Genomic DNA, 19463 nt, shown 5'->3' with positions numbered 1-19463 from the left:
ACCCCCTAGCCGGTTGCCTCGCGGATGTAGTCGCCGATCTGACGCAGGGAGCGGGTCGCCTCGGGCAACAACGGCCCGGCGACCTGAAAGTCGTGCACCTGTCCCGGCCAGACACGCACCTCGGCGGGCACCCCGACCGCCGCCAACTTGCGCGCCGCCAGCTGGGCGTCGTGCAACAGCACCTCGGATCCCGACACGTGAATCAGGGTCCGCGGGAGACCCGGGCGGATGTGCTCGAGCGGCTCGTAGAGTTCCTCGGGTTTGCCGTCGACTTTGTTTTTAGCGGCCGCGCTAGCAACCAATTCACCAAGCGCGTCGAAAGCCTTCGGCGGGAACATCGCATCCCGCTTAATGTTGGGATGAGCCTTTTTCTGCTCCTTTGCTAGCTGCAGCAGTGGCGAGATCGCGACAAGGGCGGCCGGCTCCTCGCCTTCCTCCTGCAGCCGCTGCGCGAGAGTCAGCGCGAGATAGCCGCCGGCGGAGTCTCCGACCAACACGATCTGTTCCGGGTCGTAGCCCAACAACCTCAGCCAGCGGTAGCCGTCGTGGCAGTCATCGAGCGCCATACCGATCGAGTGTTTGGGCATCAGCCGATAGTTGACGATCAGAACGGGCGCGTCAGCAAACTTTGAAAACAGCTCGACCAACCGCCCGTGCGAGTTTGCTCCACAGGTCAGGAAGGCGCCGCCGTGGAGATAGAGGACCACGCGCCGGGTCCCGTCGGCGGGCAGCACGCCCGGCGCCCGAACCAGTTGCGCTGCCGCATTTGACAAGCTCACCGCGGCCCTCACGGTGGCAGACGCCGGGACCAAAGCCTTCGCGGCGTGATCGATGAGGCCCCATGGCCAAGGTAGATTCGGCACGTGGCTACCGACCGCCAACACCGGCCGAATGGTCAGCCGCGAGGCAAGCGTCGCGACCCGCGCAGCAACGCTCGGGACCGACTCGACAACCTCGACCGGAGCGCCATCACTGATGGCGAATCTGCGTGCCTCAAGTCTACGTGTCTTGAGTACGTCTCGTGGGCGAATGGCATGGATAGGGTTACTGGGGACCCTGCTAGGTGCGGTCATGCGCAACACTTCCTACGTCGTTGTAGTCCGATAAGGCATGTGATGGAGCGGCCAAGCGTTCGGATTGAACCTGCTCCCCCGAGCGATTTGCCAACTCCTCCGACTTAGCTTGACAGCTTACTTCTTAAACAACGCTTAATGAGTCTGATTCGATACCACAATTGATCCACAACGTAATTCACCTGTTTTGTCAGGTAGACCCGCAAACAGAGAAGCCGATCTAAACTGATCGCGTGGGCATACGCGTGCCGCGGCGTTCGACGATCGCTCTGGCCACAGCGGGTGCACTCGCCTCGACAGGTACGGCCTATCTGGGCGCACGCAACTTGCTGGTCGGTCAGGCTACGCACGCGCGCACCATCATCCCCAAAGCCTGGGACGTACCTCCCCGTGCCGATGGGGTCTACTCCCGCGGCGGTGGGCCGGTGCAGCGCTGGCGCCGCGGAACCCCCTTTGACCTTCACCTGATGATGTTCGGCGACTCCACGGCGTGCGGATACGGCTGTGGCAGCCCCGAGGAAGTGCCGGGCGTGGTGATGGCACGCAAGCTCGCCGAGCAGACCGGCAAGCGGGTGCGGTTGAGCACCAAAGCCCTGGTCGGCGCCACCTCAAAAGGCGTGTGCGGTCAGGTCGACGCGATGTTTGTGGCCGGACCGCCACCGGACGCCGCGATCATCATCATCGGCGCCAACGACATAACAGCACTCAACGGGATCGGCCCCTCCGCGGAACGGCTTGGCTCGGTGGTACGCAAGCTGCGCCCGCGGCGCAATCGTGGTGGTCGGCACGTGCCCGGACTTCAGTGTCATCACCGCAATACCGCAACCGTTGCGGTCCCTGGCTCACACGCGGGGAAGCCAGCTCGCCCGCGCTCAGACCGCCGCCGTCAAGGCGGCCGGCGGGGTGCCGGTTCCGCTCGCCAATCTGCTGGCACGCCAATTCCGGGCCGAACCCGAACGGATGTTCTCCGCCGACCGATATCACCCATCCGCAACGGCGTACGCCCTGGCGGCCGATCAGCTGCTCCTCAGTCTGCGCGATGCGTTACGCGAAAAGATCGGGAGCGCAATGCTTCCCGTGCCGTCGCGGCCTAGCTTCCGCACCAGCAGCCAGGAGCGTTCCCGGGGCGCCATCGTCACCCGGCTGTGGCGGCGCCCGGTCCCGGTGGTTGGTGGACCCGTCGCGATCCCGGCTAGCGGCTAGTCGGGCAACGGGCCGCTGCACGACCCGAATCGTCACCAGGCTCGTCGTCAGGCTAGATTCGGCTTCGCCACACCCCAATGGAGGGAGCTGTTATGCCAGAAGCCGTCATCGTCTCAACAGCCCGCTCGCCGATCGGCCGCGCCATGAAAGGGTCGCTGGTCAGCATGCGCCCCGACGACTTGGCCGTGCAGATGGTGCGCGCCGCGTTGGACAAAGTGCCCGCGCTGAACCCGCACCAGATCGACGATCTGATCATGGGCTGCGGCCTCCCGGGAGGTGAGTCCGGCTTCAATATCGGGCGCGTCGTCGCCGTGGCGCTGGGCTACGACTTTCTGCCGGGGACCACGGTCAACCGGTACTGCTCGTCTTCACTGCAGACCACCCGGATGGCGTTTCATGCGATCAAGGCCGGCGAGGGCGACGCGTTCATCTCCGCGGGCGTAGAGACCGTGTCCCGGTTCGGCAAGGGCAACTCCGACTCGCTGCCCGACACCAAGAACCCCCTCTTCGATGAGGCCCAGGAACGCACCGCCGCCGCGGCCGCGGGTGCCGAGGAATGGCATGACCCGCGCGCTGACGGAAATCTGCCTGACGTCTACATCGCCATGGGTCAGACCGCTGAAAACGTCGCGATCATTTCGGGCATCAGCCGCGAAGACCAAGACCACTGGGGTGTGCGCAGCCAAAACCGTGCCGAAGAGGCGATCAAGAGCGGCTTTTTCGAACGGGAGATCTCCCCGGTGACGCTTCCCGACGGCACCACGGTCAGCACCGATGATGGCCCGCGCGCGGGTACCACCTACGAAAAGGTCAGCCAACTCAAGCCGGTGTTTCGGCCCAACGGCACAGTGACCGCCGGCAACGCCTGTCCACTCAACGACGGCGCCGCGGCAGTGGTGATCACCAGCGACACCAAGGCCAAGGAGCTGGGCCTGACGCCGTTGGCGCGCATCGTGTCCACCGGCGTGAGCGGTCTGTCCCCGGAGATCATGGGCCTTGGCCCCATCGAGGCTTGCAAGAAGGCGCTACAGCGGGCGGGTATGTCCATCAGCGACATCGACTTGGTCGAGATCAATGAAGCGTTCGCGGTGCAGGTGCTGGGCTCGGCCCGGGAGTTGGGCATCGACGAGGACAAGCTGAACGTCTCTGGCGGAGCGATCGCCCTGGGACACCCGTTCGGCATGACCGGCGCCCGCATCACCACCACCTTGCTCAACAATCTGCAGACCCACGACAAGACGTTCGGCCTGGAGACCATGTGCGTCGGTGGCGGCCAGGGCATGGCCATGGTGATCGAGCGGCTGAGCTAGCGCCTCAGGCACCGACGTCGAGCGTGCGCCCAGGGCGGTGAGTGTGCGCCCTGGGCTGCGAAACTCGGGTCAGCCCGCCACCAGCACACGCTCGGGGCCACCACCGCACACTCAAGAGACCAAGCGGACACACGAAAAAGCCGACACATATGTGCCGGCTTTTCTCGTCGAGCCGAGACTAGTCGTTCTGCAGATAACTCAGCAGACGCAGGATCTCGATGTAGAGCCAGACCAGCGTCACGGTCAGGCCCAGCGCGATACCCCACGCCGCCTTCTCCGGCGCTCCGGCCCGGATCATCTGGTCAGCGGCGTCGAAGTCGATCAGGAAGCTGAACGCCGCGATACCGATGACCACCAGTGAGAACAGGATCGCCAGCGGTCCACCGCTGCGCAGGCCCAGGCCCTCGCCGCCGCCGACACCGAACATCCCCAGCAGGAAGTTGCCGAGCATGAGGGCCAGCGCCCCGAACATGGCGGCCACGATCATGCGAGTGAACCGAGGCGTGACTCGGATAGCCCCGGTCTTGTAGACGACCAGCATACCGAAGAACACGCCGAGCGTGCCCAGGACCGCCTCCCCGATGAGCACTCCCGCGTTGGCGGACCCCACCGTGTAGGCGGCCAAAACGAACGAAACGGCGCCAAGGAACAGACCCTCCAGCGCGGCGTAGCTGAGCACGATCGCCGGGTTGTCTTGTTTGCGACCGAAGGTCGCGACCAGCACCAGCGCCAGCCCGCCGAGCGCGCCGACCAGGGTCAGCGGCATCGCCAGCGCGATGTTCTGGGCAACCAGGAAGTAGGAAACGACTGCCGTCGCGGACAGCATGGCCAGCGTCAGGCCAGTCTTGGTCACGACGTCGTCGATGGTCAGTGGCCGGGTCGTCCCAGCGTCACGAGTCTCCTGGTAGGGGGCCATGTAGGGGTCGCCGGCATATCCCGCCCCTGCTCCCGTACCGAATTGCGCGTATCCGCCCCGCTGCTTCGGCAGCGAGCGGAATACCGGGTTACTTGTCTCCCGCACCGTCGGATCCTCTCTTATGGCTATGGGTTCGAGCTGTGCGAACAACTGCTCAACGATCAGTGGCCCGCGCGGGTTCCCAACGCACCTGCCGGTTTTCTGTTTTCCGGACTCGTGCCCAACCGCGCCGCTGTCGTCCGGCTAACGATAAACCTTAGCCCCGGGGCCACCCAGGAGCGAGTCACGATCTAGATTGCTGGTCAAACTCTTGGACGATTCCCTGGAGGGGAGATCTAGCGTGACCGAAGCCGTGACCGGCGAGTCCGACGAAGTTCTGACCCGCGTCGACGGCGGTGTCGGCTTTATTACCCTCAACCGCCCCAAAGCGATCAACTCGCTGAACCAGACAATGGTGGACCTGCTGAGCACGGTGCTCACCCGCTGGGAGCGCGACGGCGAGGTACGCGCGGTGGTGGTCTCCGGAGCCGGCGAACGCGGATTGTGTGCCGGCGGTGATGTGGTGGCCGTCTATCACAGTGCCCGCAAGGACGGGGCCGAAGCGCGGCGGTTCTGGCGCGACGAGTATCTGATGAACGGCCAGATCGGCCGATTCAGCAAGCCGTATGTGGCCTTGATGGACGGCATCGTGATGGGCGGCGGCGTGGGCGTGAGCGCCCACGGCGACATCCGGGTGGTGACCGATACCTCCAAGGTCGCGATGCCCGAGGTCGGTATCGGGTTCATTCCCGACGTCGGCGGGGCGTACCTGCTGTCGCGGGCCCCCGGCGCCCTGGGGTTGCACGCGGCACTCACCGGAGCACCCTTCTCCGGTGCCGACGCCATCGCACTGGGGTTCGCCGACCACTTCGTGCCGCACGCCGAACTCGGCGCCTTCAGCGCGGCCATCGCCTCCGACGGAATCGAGAGCGCGCTGGCCCACCACGCCGTCGAACCGCCACCCAGCGGTCTCGCCGCCCAACGCGGCTGGATCGACGAGTGCTATGCGGGTGATACGGTCGCCGACATCATCGCCGCACTGCGCGGCCACGATGCCGGCCCGGCCAACCACGCCGCCAATGTGATTGCCAGCCGCTCCCCCATCGCACTGTCGGTGACGTTGGAGGCGGTGCGCCGTGCAGCCAAGCTGGAAACGCTCGAAGACGTCTTGGTCCAGGACTATCGGGTGTCCTCGGCGTCGTTGCGCTCGCACGACCTGGTGGAGGGCATCCGCGCACAGTTGATCGATAAGGACCGCAATCCGAAATGGTCGCCGGCGACGTTCGCCGAGATCACCGAGTCCGACGTCGCAGCGTATTTCGCGCCGGTCGACGACGACTTAAGTTTCTAGAAAGGCAGGTCATGAGCTACGAAACCATCCTGGTCGAGCGCGACCAGCGAGTCGGCATCATCACCCTGAACCGGCCACAGGCCCTCAACGCGCTCAACAGCCAGGTGATGAACGAAGTCACCAGCGCTGCGGCCGAGCTGGACAACGATCCCGGCATCGGGGCGATCATCATCACCGGCTCAGCCAAGGCATTTGCCGCCGGAGCCGACATCAAGGAAATGGCGGACCTGACGTTCTCCGAAGCGTTCGACGCCGACTTCTTCGCCGCCTGGGGCAAACTGGCCGCCGTCCGCACCCCGACCATCGCCGCGGTGGCCGGGTACGCGCTCGGTGGCGGTTGCGAGGTAGCCATGATGTGCGACCTGATCATCGCCGCCGATACCGCGAAGTTCGGCCAACCCGAGATCAAACTCGGCGTCCTGCCGGGGATGGGCGGCTCACAGCGGTTGACCCGGGCGATCGGCAAGGCCAAAGCCATGGATCTGATCCTGACCGGGCGCACCATCGACGCCGCCGAAGCGGAGCGCAGTGGTCTGGTGTCACGGGTGGTGCCGGCCGACGACCTGCTCACCGAGGCAAAGGCGGTGGCCACCACCATTTCGCAGATGTCGCGGTCAGCGGCCCGAATGGCCAAGGAAGCCGTGAACCGCACGTTCGAAGCAACCCTGGCCGAGGGACTTCTCTACGAACGTCGCCTCATCCACTCCGCCTTCGGGACAGCCGATCAGTCCGAAGGGATGGCGGCGTTCATCGAGAAGCGCCCGCCCAATTTCACCCACCGATAGGTGACGCACCGATGAGCGACATGGATTCCGCAACCAGTACCGACGCCAGCGACGAAGCGGCACCGGCGGCCGACGAGTCGGTTGAGACTTCCGGCAGCGGGGAAACCGCCGCGCCGAAGACGACTCGCAACGCCTGGTGGGTTCGCCACTACACCTTTACCGGCAGCGCGGTCGGCTTGATTTTTCTGTGGTTTTCCATGACGCCATCGCTGCTGCCCCGCGGCCCACTGTTTCAGGGTCTGGTCAGCGGCATCTCCGGGGCAATCGGATACGGCCTGGGTGTTTTCGCCGTCTGGCTGGTCCGATACATGCGCTCGCAAGACGACAGCCCACCGCCGCCCCGCTGGGTGTGGCCGCCGCTCATCGCGGTCGGCGGGGTTGGCATCGTGCTCATGGCGATCTGGTTCCACTTCTGGCAGGACGATGTGCGCGACCTGATGGGCGTTGTACACCTGAAGTGGTACGACTACCCGTTGACCGCGGTGGTATCGCTGATCGTGCTGTTCGCGTTCGTCGAAGTCGGTCAGTTCATCCGCCGGCTGTTCAGTTTTCTGGTTCGCCAGCTCGACCGGATCGCACCATTTCGCCTGTCGGCGACCATCGTGGTGGTGCTGCTGGTAACTCTGACGATCACGGTGCTCAACGGTGTGGTGCTCAAGTTCGCGATGCATTCCATGAACAGCACCTTCGCCTCGGTCAACGACGAGTTGGATCCCAATAGCGCACCGCCGAATACCGCACTGCGATCCGGAGGACCGCAGTCATTGGTTTCGTGGGAATCCCTGGGGCATCAGGGCCGGGTCTTCGTCGAGGGTGGGCCAAGCCGGGCCGATCTCACCGCGTTCAACGGTTCCCCCGCCACCGAGCCGATCCGGGCCTATGCCGGGTTGAACTCGGCGAACGGGATCATCGCGACCGCGGAGCTGGCGGCGCGGGAGTTGCAGCGCACCGGTGGTCTGCAGCGCGCGGTGGTCGCGGTCGCGACGACCACCGGAACCGGCTGGATCAACGAGGCGGAAGCCTCCGCGCTCGAGTACATGTACAACGGCAATACCGCGATCGTGAGCATGCAGTATTCCTATCTGCCGAGCTGGCTGTCGTTCCTGGTGGACAAGGAGAACGCCCGACAGGCCGGCCAGGCCCTGTTCGAGGCCGTGGACAAGCTGATCCGGCAGATGCCGGAGTTTCAGCGCCCCAAGCTCGTCGTATTCGGTGAGAGTTTGGGTTCCTTCGGCGGCGAAGCACCGTTCATGAACCTCAACAACATCCTCGCCCGCACCGACGGGGCGTTGTTCAGCGGACCGACGTTCAACAACACCGTCTGGACCGAGCTGACCGCCAACCGCGATCCCGGTTCCCCGGAGTGGTTGCCCATCTACGACGACGGCTACAACGTGCGGTTCATCGCCCGCGCCAGTGATCTGCAGCGCCCGGACGCGCCGTGGGGCAAACCGCGGGTGGTGTATCTGCAGCACGCCTCCGACCCCATCGCGTGGTGGACGCCGGACCTGCTCTTCAGCGAGCCGGACTGGCTACGCGAGAAACGCGGCTATGACGTACTGCCCCAAACGCGGTGGATCCCGTTGGTGACCTTCCTGCAAGTGTCTGCGGACATGGCGGTGGCCGTGGACGTTCCCGACGGGCATGGACACCGCTACGTCAGCAACGTCGCCAACGGCTGGGCCGCGGTCTTGTCGCCGCCGGGCTGGACCCCCGAGAAAACCGAGCGGCTACGACCGCTGCTGCGCGCCGACTAGCGGCTGCGGCGTAGGACGCCGATCGGGCCGTCCCAGCATCGTCTCGCGGTGAGACGCGACCAGTGGCCGCAGGGTGTCGTCGCCGCTGGTCGCGCCACCCGTGGTGAGACAACCGCACGCCCGGGGTTAGAGGGTCCCCACTCAACTTTTCACGATGCCACCCATTCCGCACATACGGCCCTGACCTGCAGATTAACGTGGCCCAGTTCGTCTGGGACTTCTCCGCAATGGGTTGATTAGGTGGGTGGGCTGTGTCGTTTGTGAATGTGACTCCCGAGGCGGTCGCTGCGGCGGCGTCGGATTTGACGGGGATCGGGTCGGTACTTGGTGAGGCCAATGCGGTCGCGGCGAGGGCGACGACGACGGTGCCGGCCGCGGGCGGAGATGAGGTGTCGGCGGCGATCGCCGCGCTGTTTTCCTTCCACGGTCAGAGCTATCAGACACTCGGCGCGCAAGGCGAGGCGTTTCATGCCCAGTTTGCGCAGCTGATGGCCAACGGCGCGGGGACCTACGCCAGCGCCGAGGCCGCCAACGCCGCGCCATTTCAGGGTCTGCTCGGCGCCGTCAATGCGCCCGTGCAAACCCTGACCGGACGGCCGCTGATCGGCAACGGCGCCAACGGCGCCCCCGGTACCGGAGCCAACGGTGGCGCGGGCGGCTGGCTGATCGGTAACGGCGGGGCCGGGGGCTCGGGTGCGCCCGGGCTAAACGGCGGTGCCGGCGGGGCGGCCGGGTTGATTGGTACCGGAGGCGCCGGCGGGGCCGGCGGGAGTTCATCGACGGTCAACGGTGGAGTCGGCGGAACCGGCGGGGCCGGCGGTTGGCTGTTGGGCAATGGCGGCGCGGGCGGTGCGGGTGGCGCCAGCGCGATCCCTCTCGGCCCGGACCTCATCGGCAAGGGTGGCGCCGAAGGGGCCGGCGGGTCCGGCGGGTTGTTCGGTGCTGGCGGGCTGGGCGGGGCCGGCGGGTTCGGCGGGTTGTTCGGTGCTGGCGGGCTGGGCGGGGCCGGCGGGTTCGGCGGTAGCGCCGGTGGCGCCGGGGGTCAGGGCGGGGCTGGCGGGCTGTTGTCCGGTTTGGTTGGTGCTGGCGGCGGCCACGGCGGTACCGGCGGGTACGGCGGCGGTGCTGGCGGGGCCGGCGGCAACGCGGGCCTGCTGGCCGGTACCGGCGGCGCCGGCGGGGCCGGTGCTACCGGAGGCGGGAACACGGGTGGGATCGGCGGGGACGGCGGCAGCGCGGGCATGCTGTTCTCCAACGGCGGGGCCGGCGGCGCCGGCGGCGCCAGCGAACTTGCCGACGGGGGTGCCGGCGGCGCCGGTGGTAACGGCAGGTGGCTGCTCTCCAACGGCGGGGTCGGCGGGGCCGGCGGGGCCGGGGCGGATGCGGTAGGCCCTCCGTTCGGCATACCCGCTGGTAGCGGAGGCGGCGGTGGCGCCGGCGGTGGGGGTGGCGTGTTCTTCGGAAACGGCGGCGCTGGCGGCGCCGGCGGTACCGGCGGCGGTATCGGCGGGGCAGGTGGTGCGGCCGGCAACGGGGTGCTGATCGGTAACGGCGGCAACGGCGGTATCGGCGGGGCCGGCTTGACTCCGGGCGCCGACGGCATTGGTGGGACCAGTGGGCTGGTGCTGGGTCTGGACGGCTTCAACGCCCCAGCAAGCACCTCACCCCTGCACACCCTGCACACCCTGCACACCCTGCACACCCTGCAACAACAAGCACTCAACGCCATCAACGCACCCGTCGAGGCCGCGACCGGACGCCCGCTCATCGGCAACGGCACCCCCGGAGCAGCCGGCAGCGGAGCCGACGGAACCGCCGGCGGATGGCTACTCGGCGACGGCGGCGCCGGCGGATCCAGCACGGCGGGTTCCGGCCTCGACGGCGGCACCGGCGGGGCCGCCGGGCTGTGGGGCACCGGCGGGACCGGCGGGTCCGGCGGGTCCGGCGGGTCCGGCGGGTCCGGCGGAACCGACTCCATCAGCGGTATTGCCGGTGGTGACGGGGGTATTGGGTGCACCCGGAAATAGCGGCGCCGGCGGGGCCGGCGGCAACGCCGGGACGCTGTTCGGCAGTGGCGGTGTCGGTGGTGACGGCGGCAGCGACCACGGCAATGGTGGAGACGGTGGCGGGGGCGGCAACGCCGGTCTGTTGTTCTCCGACGCCGGTGGCGGCGGGTTCGGCGGGTTCGGCCTGGCCGGCGGCGGCGGGACCGGTGGGTCTGGTGGCGATGCCGGCTGGCTGGGCAGCGGCGGGGCCGGCGGAGCCGGTGGAATCAGCGTCAACGGCGACGCGGGCGCCGGTGGGGCCGGTGGTACCAGCGGCCAGTTATTGGGCGACGGCGGCGCCGGCGGCGCGGGCGGTGAGGCCGAGCTGGCCGCAGGTGGCACTGGAGGATCAGGCGGGGTTGGCGGCGACGCGGTACTGATCGGGGCGGGCGGCAACGGCGGCAACGGCGGACCGGGCACCGCCAAGGGCGACCCGGGATCCGGCGGGGCCGGCGGGCTGCTCGGCGTGGACGGGCTCAACGGCTTGTCCTGAGGCCGCGCGGCGGTACGCGCCGCAACCTGGATGCGGCGCCGAGCTCGGGCGGCTCCATACACCAACGGGCCGATGTAATCCCCCACGACCGTCACGATTCGTGCTGACCAATTCGGTGGAAACACCGCGTTCCTCATTGCCATTGTGGTCGACTTTGCCCAGCACAGGTGTTGGCGAGCGCCGGTCGGGTAGTCGGTCGACGCGGTTGGGAGGTCTCCCATGTCGTATGTGATCGCAGTGCCGGACCTGGTGGCCGGTGCGGCATCGGAGCTGGCCGGGGTGGGCTCGACACTGAGCACCGCCACCACGGCCGCGGCCGCTCAGACGACAGGGGTGCTGGCCGCCGCTGGAGATGAGGTCTCCGCGGCCATCGCGGCGGTGTTTTCCGCCCACGGCCAGAGCTATCAAACTCTCAGCGCACAAGCCGAGACGTTTCATGCCCAGTTCGTGCAGGCGCTGAGCGCCGGCGCGAGCGCCTACACCCAGGCCGAGGCCGCCAGCGCCTCACCGCTGGCGGGTCTGCTGGCCGCGATCAACGCACCGGTTCAGTCGTTGACCGGGCGCCCGCTGATCGGCAACGGCGCCAACGGGACCCCCGGGACGGGGGCCGATGGAGCCCCGGGCGGCTGGCTACTCGGTGACGGCGGCGCCGGCGGATCCGGCGCACCCGGGCTAAACGGCGGCGCCGGCGGGGCCGCGGGCCTGTTGGGTTCCGGGGGTGCCGGCGGCGCCGGCGGCAGCTCGACATCCGCCAACGGGGGTGCGGCCACGGCGGCGCCGGCGGCAACGCGGGCCTGCTGTTCGGTGATGGCGGCGTCGGCGGCACCGGCGGCACCAGCGGTCAGGGCGTAGGTGGGATCGGCGGCGATGGCGGCAGCGCGGGGTTGCTGTTCTCCAACGGCGGTGCCGGCGGCGCCGGCGGTGCCGGCACCGCCTTGATATCCGGTAACGGTGGGGCTGGCGGGAACGGCGGCAACGGTGGGTGGCTGTTCTCCAATGGGGGTGTCGGCGGGGCCGGCGGGGCTGGGGCGCCTGCGATGCCCTCGCTCGGCATTTCCGCCGGTAGCGGCGGTGTGGGTGGAGCTGGCGGCACCGGCGGCTTGCTGCTCGGAAACGGCGGCGCCAGCGGCGCCGGCGGCACCAGCGGCAATGGCGGCGGCACCGGCGGGGCAGGTGGTGCCGCCGGTAGCGGGGTGTTGATCGGCAACGGCGGCAACGGCGGTATCGGCGGGGCCGGCCCGACTCCGGGCGGCAACGGTATCGGCGGGACCAGCGGGCTGCTGCTGGGGCTGGACGGCTTCAACGCCCCGACCAGCACCTCACCAATCCACACCCTGCAACAACAGGCCCTCAATGCGATCAACGCACCCATCCAGGCCGCGACCGGACGCCCGCTGATCGGCAACGGCACCCCCGGGGACGCTGGTAGCGGAACCGACGGAACACCCGGCGGATGGCTACTCGGCGACGGCGGCGCCGGCGGATCCGGTGGCACCGGCCTCGACGGCGGCGATGGCGGGGCCGCCGGGCTGATGGGCACCGGCGGCACCGGCGGGCACTGGCGGCACCGGCGAGGCCGGCGGTCGGCTGCTGGGCGCCGGCGGGGCAGGCAGCGCCGGCGGCCAAACCGACCCGCTCGGAGGCAGCGCCGGCGGATCCGGCGGAGTTGGCGGCAACGCCGTGCTGATCGGCACCGGCGGCAACGGCGGCAACGGCGGAACCGGCACCGCCAAGGGCACCCCCGGAACCGGCGGAACCGGCGGGCTGATCGGTGTCGACGGGCTCAGCGGGGCGTCGTAACCGACCACGACCGCATTAGACCCCGCAGGCTCCTAGCCGCTCAGCGCGGTCAGCACCCCGGCGGCCACCAGCGCGTGATAGCCACCCACCACGTCAGTTGACCGGTGCAACCCGAGGTCCAGCAGTGCCGCCGCCGCGAGGCTCGAGGTGTACCCCTCCGAACACAGGATCACCCACTCGACATCGTCATCGACCGCCTGCGGCAACCGCGCGTCGCTGGTGGGATCGCAGCGCCATTCCAAGACGTTGCGTTCGATCACCAACGCCGCGGGCACCTCGCCCTCCCGGGCGCGCTGGGCCTGCGGCCGGATGTCGACCAGCACCGCACCGCGGCGCAGCGCGTCCGGCACCTGGTCGGCGGGCAGCCGCGGATAGCGGTTGCGGGCGTCGTCGAGTATCCGGTCGATTCGGCTCATCAGGGCTTCTCGGGGTGGTCGGTCAATTCGGTGCGCTTGCGGCGCAACGTATTGCGGTCGGTGACTTCGTAGTAAGACATGGCCGTCAGCGGCGGCGAATACGCGTGCACGCTCAGGGTGGGCGGCAGCGGCGCCGCGATCGGCTCGGCGGCCGGGCGCGGCGCCCAGACCACGTCGTGCACCCAGCCCAGCGGGAATCCGGCCTGATCCCCGGCGTCAAGGCGGCGGCGGCGTAACCGCGTGCCGTCCCACCGAAATTCATTGAGCGATCCGGACAGCACGGTCAGCGCCCCGAGCGAGCCGCCATGGTCGTGCAATTCCGTCGCGTGACCGGGCACCCAGCTGATCAGCCAAACGTCGAGTTCGTCGTCGCCATGGACGCGGGTGAACCAGCGCCCGTCGTCGGGCACGCCCCCCTCCGGCAACAGGTGATCGCAGCGACCGCTGAGCACGTCATCGGCGACCTGGTCGGTCGCGTGCAACAGGTCGGGCACCCGAAGCCGCGTGGGTCCCGGTGCCGGGGACGTGACGGTCTGGGGGCGAGAAGACGTGACAGAGGACTGGCGAAGAGGCATGGCCACGGAAGGAGTTCTCCAGAGTGTGAAGTGGATCGGGCAAGCGGCGGCACGTCAGGGCCGACAACACTCCAAACATCCGAGGCACTTCATCACGCCGCACAGTGTTGCATAAATTGGCACCATGCGCCCACACCGTCTCTTTTCCCGACCGCGCCACCAGTGCTGGGAGGTGTGCGCACCACTCATCGTCGCGGCGGGCGTCTCGACCCTCGCGGGCTGCTCCACCGATGCCAGCAACGGCACGGCCACCACGTCATCCGGGCCGTCCGCCAAGACCACCGCACCGCCGGTTAGTTCGCTGGCGCCCGGCGCCGTCGGCGTCTCACCGACCGGCGTGACGACTCGCGTCGACGTCCCCGCAGAGTCGACCGAAGAGGAATATTTCCAGGCCTGCCATGCCGCGAAGGTGTGGATGGACGCCCAACCAGCCACCGAGCAGCCGCGGATCGAGCCCTACCTGGCCATGGTTCAGGCATCCGAATCCGGCGTTGCCGGCACCTGGAATATGCGGTGGGCGGATCTGAGCCTGCCGCGCCAGGCGGCGGTGATCGTCGCGGCGGCGGCGGCCGCCAACAACGAATGCGGATAGCGGCCGCTACCGCCGATTCGAAGCGCTGCGCAATTGCGATCAGCGATGCACGAAACTCCCGTCCGATTCGATCCCCTCGGGTAGGCCGCGCAGAATGAAGGGATGACCGGGCCAATCGCCGTGCGCACGCACGGATCATCGTCGACCCGGGTGGCCTTGGCGCTCGGCAGCGGCGGCGCGCGCGGCTATGCGCACATCGGGGTGATCGAGGCGTTGCGCGAGCGGGGCTATGAGATCGCCGGTTCGTCGATGGGCGCCGTGGTCGGCGGACTGCAGGCGGCCGGGCGCCTCGGGGAGTTCAGCGACTGGGCCAAGTCCCTGAATCAGCGCACCATTCTGCGGCTGCTCGATCCGTCGATCACCGCGGCGGGGCTGCTGCGAGCCGAGAAGATTCTGGACGCCGTACGCGACATCCTCGGACCGGTCACCATCGAACAACTGCCGGTCCCCTACACGGCGGTGGCGACCGACATTCTGGCGGGCAAATCGGTCTGGTTTCAGCGCGGCCCGCTCGACGAAGCCATTCGCGCTTCCATCGCCATCCCGGGAATCATCGCCCCCCATGAGGTCGACGGCCGTTTGCTCGCCGACGGCGGCATCCTGGATCCGCTGCCCATGGCACCGATCGCCGGAGTCAACGCCGACCTGACCATCGCGGTGAGCCTCAACGGCAGCGAAAGCGGCCCCAGCCGAGAAAGCGAGCCCGGTGTCACCACCGAGTGGTTGAACCGCATGGTGCGCACCACCTCCTCGATATTCGACGCCACGGCCGCCCGGTCGCTGCTGGACCGGCCGACGCGGGCGGTGCTGAACCGCTTCGGCGCCGGGTCCCCGGACCAGGACTCCTGGCCGGAAGACGCCCAGATCGAGGCCCCCGTGCCGGAGCGCGATGACGGCGGCTACACACCCGGACTGCCCAAAATGGGCAGTTTTGAGGTGATGAACCGGACCATCGACATCGCCCAGTCCGCACTGGCGCGCCATACGCTGGCGGCCTACCCCGCCGATCTGTTGATCGAGGTGCCGCGCTCGACCTGCCGCAGCCTGGAATTTCATCGGGCAAGCGAGGTGATCGCGGTGGGCCGGGCGCTGGCTAACCGCGCCCTGGACGCACTCGAGTCCGCGGACCAACCCGCGACGCCGGCCATCGAGGGCTGATCACAGCCCCAGAAACGCCGCGACGGCGGACGCCTCGCGCCGGCCCTGCGCCCGCCCGGCCAGCGCCGAAGCCTTGCGGCAACACGGATCCAGCGGATTGGCCCCGAAGGCGGCCAGCGAGTCGTCGTCAGCAAAGACGCCCAGCGACGTCCCGGCGAATTCCGCCACCTCCGCGGCGGACCCGCCGCCGAACGGCGACGGCGCGTCGGCCCCCGTGGGCACCAACACCACCGCCACACCGCAATCGTCGGCCACACCGAGGTTGACCAGACTGGCCACCCCGCCATCCATGTAGCGCCGGCCCGCAATGGTCACCGGCGGCCACGCCCCCGGGACCGCGCAACTGGCCGCCACCGCATCGACGAGTTCGACCCCGGAGTCACGATCGAATGCCACCAGCTCGCCGGTGGACACATCGATCGCGGTGACCCGCAGCGCGCGGTCCGGCCAATCGTGGCAGGGCAGGCGCGCAGCGATCACCTCGCGGCGAACGGACTCGGACACGGTTTCGGTGGCCAGCGCCACCGCCCCGATTCGCTGCAGTCGCAGCCGTATCTTGTCGACGCCGGGGATTCGCGGCTCGCGCAGGGCGTCCAGGAAAAGTTCAGTGATGACGTCGATGTCGACGCCCGGATCAAGCTCGGCCGACTGCTCGGCGATCTGCCGGTCGAACAGCGCATCGAGGCTGGTGCCGCTGCTGATCTGCGCGGCCACCGCCGAACCGGCCGAGGTACCCACCAGCACGTCCGAATCCAACAGCAACCGTGCCGCCGCCGGCGACTCGTCGGCGATGCCGAGCAGAACACCTGTCTCCCAGGCGATTCCCGCCAGTCCTCCGCCAGCCAATACCAGTGCGCGTTTGGGTGCCACGCCCAGTCAGTCTGCCAGCCCAGTCAGGCCGGCGGGTGCAGCGCCTCTTGGACCTCCGGACCCAAGTCGGCGAGCCGCAGCCGATGCCGGGGTGGGTCGGGCAGCGCCAGGCTTCGGGTGATCCGCAGGTCGACGTCGACGTGTACCAACTCCCCCGGGTCCAGCAGGCGCCAGCGCGGGTCGTCGTCCATCGGCTGGCTGGCGAACACCACCGACGGCCGGGTGCGCAGGTGCTCGGAACGCGCGCGAATCCGCTTGGTGCGCAAGTGGAACTCGCGCCTGGAGGCCGGCGCACCATTACGCCGGTCCAGGATGTAGAGGTTGTGCGACTCCGGGTAACGCAGCGCCCACATCCCGGTGGCGGTGCTGAGCAAGACATTGACCGCATAGATCGGCACGTTGGCGGCCAGCCACCCCATCGCGTCGAGCAGACCGGCGGACACGCCGCCGTCATGGGTGCGGATCGCGGCCGTGATCAGCGCGAAAACCCGCTCGGAGTCGGTCTGCCCCTGCGCCAGACCGGCGGTGCCCACCTCCCGCAACCGGGTGTCGAGCAATTCGAGATCCCCCAGCGTCCCGTTGTGCGCGAAGATCCGGCCGTCCTGCAGAAACGGGTGGGTGTTGACCACCGAGTGCGATCCGGCGGTGGCGTAGCGCACGTGAGCGATGAAGGTCGTGCCCGTCATCTCGTGCGCCTCGGCGGCAAAGTCGGCGTCCTGCCACGCCGCTATCGGCTGCTTGTGCAGTTCGGGCCGGCCCCGGTCGTCGAACACGCCCAGACCCGTCCCGTCGGGGTTTCGCTTGCTTTGGGCGGCAAGGCTATCCGGGGCGTTGAGCAACCAAAACGTGGCGGTGACGCAGTCCCGTCCCGCGTGCAGGCCAAAGAGTCGGCACATGACGTCGACGGTAGCTGGAGCTAGACGCGTGCTCAGCGCGTCAGCAGCGCGGACAGGTTACGTAGCGCCCGACGGGCGTAGCCCTTCCACAACATCCCGAACACCGGTAGCGCCGGCGCGGCCACCGCAGACTTCGGATGAATGGTCCAGCGCCAGGTGATCTCGGTACCGCCGTCCGCCGGAGTGAAGATCCATGCACCCACCACCTGGCCGACCAGCAACGCCATCGGGCCTTTGATGTCGGAGAGCCGGTAGCCGAATGATCGGGGCGAGTCGAGGCTGGTCAACTCCTCGTGCACACTGCCGCCGCCGACCATGAAAAGTTTGCGAGTCTGGCCCGCGGCGTCCCAATCACCGGTTTGGTCGCGGACCTCTTTGATCGGTGGGATGGGCCCATACCAGTGGTTGAAGACTTCCGGCAGCGGCGCCGGCAGCGTGCCGCGGAACGCTTGGTCGCCGGGGACCGGGATGACCAGCGATTGCTCGACGACGATAGGTGTTGCCATTGGTAGTCGGGGTCACCGGCCCGATTGGCCGGCTTGCCCCTGCCCCCCTTCGCTGCGTCGGGTCGGCCGTGACGTGATCGATGAACTTCCGGCTCTACGCAGGGCGGCGCTGCACCGCCGATCCCGCGGCGCCGCTGTCCCTGCCCGGCTACAGCGCGCTGCTGGCGCCGGAGCCGCCGGCCTTGCCTTCGGCCCCGTGCTCACCTGGGCTGCCGCCGGAGGCGCTGGGGGCGCCGCCGCCACCGCCCTGGCCGCCGCCGCCACCACCCCCGTTGGATCCGCCGTCCCCGGCGCCTTCCCCACCGTTGCCGCCGTCACCACCGGTGCCACCGACACCGCCAGTTCCCCCGGTGCTGCCGTTGCCGCCGTTGCCGCCGCCGGTGCCGAAGAAGCCGCCTTCACCGCCGTGCCCACCGTCACCACCGGCACCGCCCTGGCCGCCGCACCGCCGGTGAAACCCATCTCACCGGCGGCGCCGGTGTCACCGGTGCCGCCGCCCCCGCCGGCGCCACCCCTTCCACCGACCCCACCGAACAAGGAGTTGTTGGCCCCGCCGACACCGCCGGCTCCGCCAGCGCCACCGTCCGTACCGAAGCCCACGCCGGTGCCACCCTCGCCGCCCGCACCACCGGCCCCGGGCCCAAACCACCAGCCCGTTGAGCTGCCACCGTTGCCGCCGATCCCCCCAGTGCCCCCACCGGCACCACCGACACCACCGGCGCCGCCCACCCCGCCCGCACCGAACAACCACCCGCCGCTACCGCCGGCCCCGCCGTTGCCGCCCACGCCACCGGCCGCCCCCGCACCACCGGCTGCACCGGCACCACCGCTACCGAACAGCCCCGCCGAACCCCCGGCCCCGCCCGTACCGCCGACCGCACCCGACCCACCATTGCCGCCGTTGCCGATCAGGATCCCCCCGTCCCCGCCGGCCGCCCCGGTCCCCGCCGCACCGTTGGCGCCGTTGCCGATCAGTGCCCGCCCGAACAACGCCATGGTGGGCGCGTTGATCAGACCCAGCAGATCTGTTTCCAAGGACTGCAACGATGACGCACCGGCGGCCTCGGCGGCGCCGTAGGCGCCCGCTCCCGCACGCAATGCCTGGACAAACCGCTCGTGAAATTCCGCCGCCTGCACGCCGAACGCCTGGTAGTCGCGGCCGTAAGCACCGAAAACCCGCGCGATGGCCAGCGACACCTCATCTCCCGCTGCCGCCATCAGATCGGTTGTCGAAGCCGCCGCCGCCGTGTTGGCCGACCCGACCAGCGCCCCGATGTCGTTCAACTCCCCGGCGGCCACCGCCATCAGCTCGTGCGCGGCGAATACGTACGACATCGGTGAACCTCCAAACGGCCCATGCCTGCGACATGGGTCCTGTGGTGCGGCAGGTGCCGTACGGACGATGCCCTGCAACGACGGCAATTGCAATCACAAAACGCCTGAACGCGACGTTTTAAAATCGCGTCTTTTCCCGCCAACTACACCGGAATTCAAAGGCAGTGTCAAGCCTCCCGGAATTCATTTTCGGATTAATTAGGAATTCAGTTTTCGGTGAATTGTTCACCCCGGTAGGTCGCTGCAGCGCAAGGCACACCCCATCACCATCACGTTGCGAAACCAGCCCGCTAAGCCGCCACCGTAGCGTTGTCATATTTGTAGCGCGACAACGGGATTCACC

The 19463-nt window shown here is 68.7% G+C and carries 15 protein-coding genes and 3 pseudogenes; 10 read left to right on the top strand and 8 right to left on the bottom strand.

The window, feature by feature from the left end; genetic code table 11:
* Positions 1-5: 5 nt before the first annotated feature.
* Entirely contained in the window at positions 6-1073 is a 1068-nt protein-coding gene (locus MMSP_RS08155) for an alpha/beta hydrolase (protein WP_036426324.1), read from the bottom strand.
* Positions 1074-1318: 245 nt separating this feature from the next.
* Here MMSP_RS08155 and MMSP_RS08150 point away from each other — a divergent pair.
* Positions 1319-2276, top strand: a pseudogene (locus MMSP_RS08150) (SGNH/GDSL hydrolase family protein).
* Between the two features lie 92 nt (positions 2277-2368).
* On the top strand, positions 2369-3586 hold the full coding sequence (locus tag MMSP_RS08145) for an acetyl-CoA C-acetyltransferase (protein WP_015356919.1): 1218 nt from the start codon (positions 2369-2371) through the stop codon (positions 3584-3586).
* Positions 3587-3764: 178 nt separating this feature from the next.
* On the opposite strand, the gene MMSP_RS08140 is transcribed toward MMSP_RS08145, so the two are convergent.
* The gene (locus MMSP_RS08140) at positions 3765-4607 is read right to left on the bottom strand and encodes a Bax inhibitor-1/YccA family protein (protein WP_012395952.1); all 843 of its coding nucleotides are present in this window, start codon (positions 4605-4607) and stop codon (positions 3765-3767) included.
* Between the two features lie 247 nt (positions 4608-4854).
* On the opposite strand from MMSP_RS08140, the gene MMSP_RS08135 reads away from it, so the two are divergent.
* From MMSP_RS08135 to MMSP_RS27425, 6 genes and pseudogenes are all read left to right on the top strand, one after another.
* Positions 4855-5892, top strand: a complete 1038-nt coding sequence (locus tag MMSP_RS08135; RefSeq protein WP_036427162.1) for an enoyl-CoA hydratase/isomerase family protein — start codon at positions 4855-4857, stop codon at positions 5890-5892.
* 11 nt (positions 5893-5903) lie between these two features.
* Positions 5904-6677: an enoyl-CoA hydratase gene (locus tag MMSP_RS08130; protein ID WP_020786225.1), complete on the top strand. Its 774-nt coding sequence runs from the start codon at positions 5904-5906 to the stop codon at positions 6675-6677.
* Positions 6678-6688: 11 nt separating this feature from the next.
* A complete protein-coding gene (locus MMSP_RS08125; RefSeq protein ID WP_020786224.1) occupies positions 6689-8434 on the top strand; it encodes an alpha/beta-hydrolase family protein in 1746 nt (581 codons plus the stop codon).
* 251 nt (positions 8435-8685) lie between these two features.
* Positions 8686-10461 carry a PE family protein gene (locus tag MMSP_RS08120; protein WP_304412604.1) on the top strand — a complete coding sequence of 592 codons (1776 nt, stop codon included), beginning with the start codon at positions 8686-8688 and terminating at the stop codon, positions 10459-10461.
* A complete protein-coding gene (locus MMSP_RS29530) occupies positions 10430-10972 on the top strand; it encodes a PE-PGRS family protein (protein WP_304412603.1) in 543 nt (180 codons plus the stop codon). The genes MMSP_RS08120 and MMSP_RS29530 overlap by 32 nt, the downstream gene beginning before the upstream one ends.
* A 219-nt stretch (positions 10973-11191) precedes the next feature.
* Positions 11192-12772 (top strand): annotated as a pseudogene (locus MMSP_RS27425) (PE family protein).
* Positions 12773-12804: 32 nt separating this feature from the next.
* Here MMSP_RS27425 and MMSP_RS08110 read toward each other — a convergent pair.
* Both MMSP_RS08110 and MMSP_RS08105 read right to left on the bottom strand, forming a co-directional pair.
* Complete coding sequence (locus MMSP_RS08110; protein ID WP_020726355.1) at positions 12805-13188, bottom strand: rhodanese-like domain-containing protein; 384 nt, start codon at positions 13186-13188, stop codon at positions 12805-12807.
* The gene (locus MMSP_RS08105) at positions 13188-13763 is read right to left on the bottom strand and encodes a cysteine dioxygenase family protein (RefSeq protein WP_011738590.1); all 576 of its coding nucleotides are present in this window, start codon (positions 13761-13763) and stop codon (positions 13188-13190) included. Before MMSP_RS08105 ends, MMSP_RS08110 begins: the two co-directional genes overlap by 1 nt.
* A 124-nt stretch (positions 13764-13887) precedes the next feature.
* Here MMSP_RS08105 and MMSP_RS08100 point away from each other — a divergent pair, with 124 nt between their 5' ends.
* Both MMSP_RS08100 and MMSP_RS08095 read left to right on the top strand, forming a co-directional pair.
* Complete coding sequence (locus MMSP_RS08100; RefSeq protein ID WP_174524130.1) at positions 13888-14355, top strand: lipoprotein LpqV; 468 nt, start codon at positions 13888-13890, stop codon at positions 14353-14355.
* 102 nt (positions 14356-14457) lie between these two features.
* Positions 14458-15513 (top strand): patatin-like phospholipase family protein, encoded by a 1056-nt coding sequence (locus MMSP_RS08095; RefSeq protein ID WP_036426322.1) that lies wholly within the window; start codon positions 14458-14460, stop codon positions 15511-15513.
* On the opposite strand, the gene MMSP_RS08090 is transcribed toward MMSP_RS08095, so the two are convergent.
* The 4 genes and pseudogenes from MMSP_RS08090 to MMSP_RS08075 all read right to left on the bottom strand — a co-directional run.
* Positions 15514-16383, bottom strand: a complete 870-nt coding sequence (locus MMSP_RS08090; protein ID WP_020786220.1) for a patatin-like phospholipase family protein — start codon at positions 16381-16383, stop codon at positions 15514-15516. It abuts the gene before it with no gap.
* A 23-nt stretch (positions 16384-16406) separates the two neighbouring features.
* Positions 16407-17279 carry a class II glutamine amidotransferase gene (locus MMSP_RS08085; RefSeq protein ID WP_020786219.1) on the bottom strand — a complete coding sequence of 291 codons (873 nt, stop codon included), beginning with the start codon at positions 17277-17279 and terminating at the stop codon, positions 16407-16409.
* A gap of 32 nt (positions 17280-17311) precedes the next feature.
* Positions 17312-17785 carry an SRPBCC family protein gene (locus MMSP_RS08080; RefSeq protein ID WP_020786218.1) on the bottom strand — a complete coding sequence of 158 codons (474 nt, stop codon included), beginning with the start codon at positions 17783-17785 and terminating at the stop codon, positions 17312-17314.
* A 166-nt stretch (positions 17786-17951) separates the two neighbouring features.
* A pseudogene (locus MMSP_RS08075) lies at positions 17952-19120 on the bottom strand (PE family protein); the annotation flags it as partial.
* Positions 19121-19463: the final 343 nt, after the last annotated feature.

Source organism: Mycobacterium sp. 012931, assembly GCF_000419295.1.
Lineage (GTDB): Bacteria > Actinomycetota > Actinomycetes > Mycobacteriales > Mycobacteriaceae > Mycobacterium > Mycobacterium marinum.
This window is presented reverse-complemented; position numbering and strand designations above follow the sequence as displayed.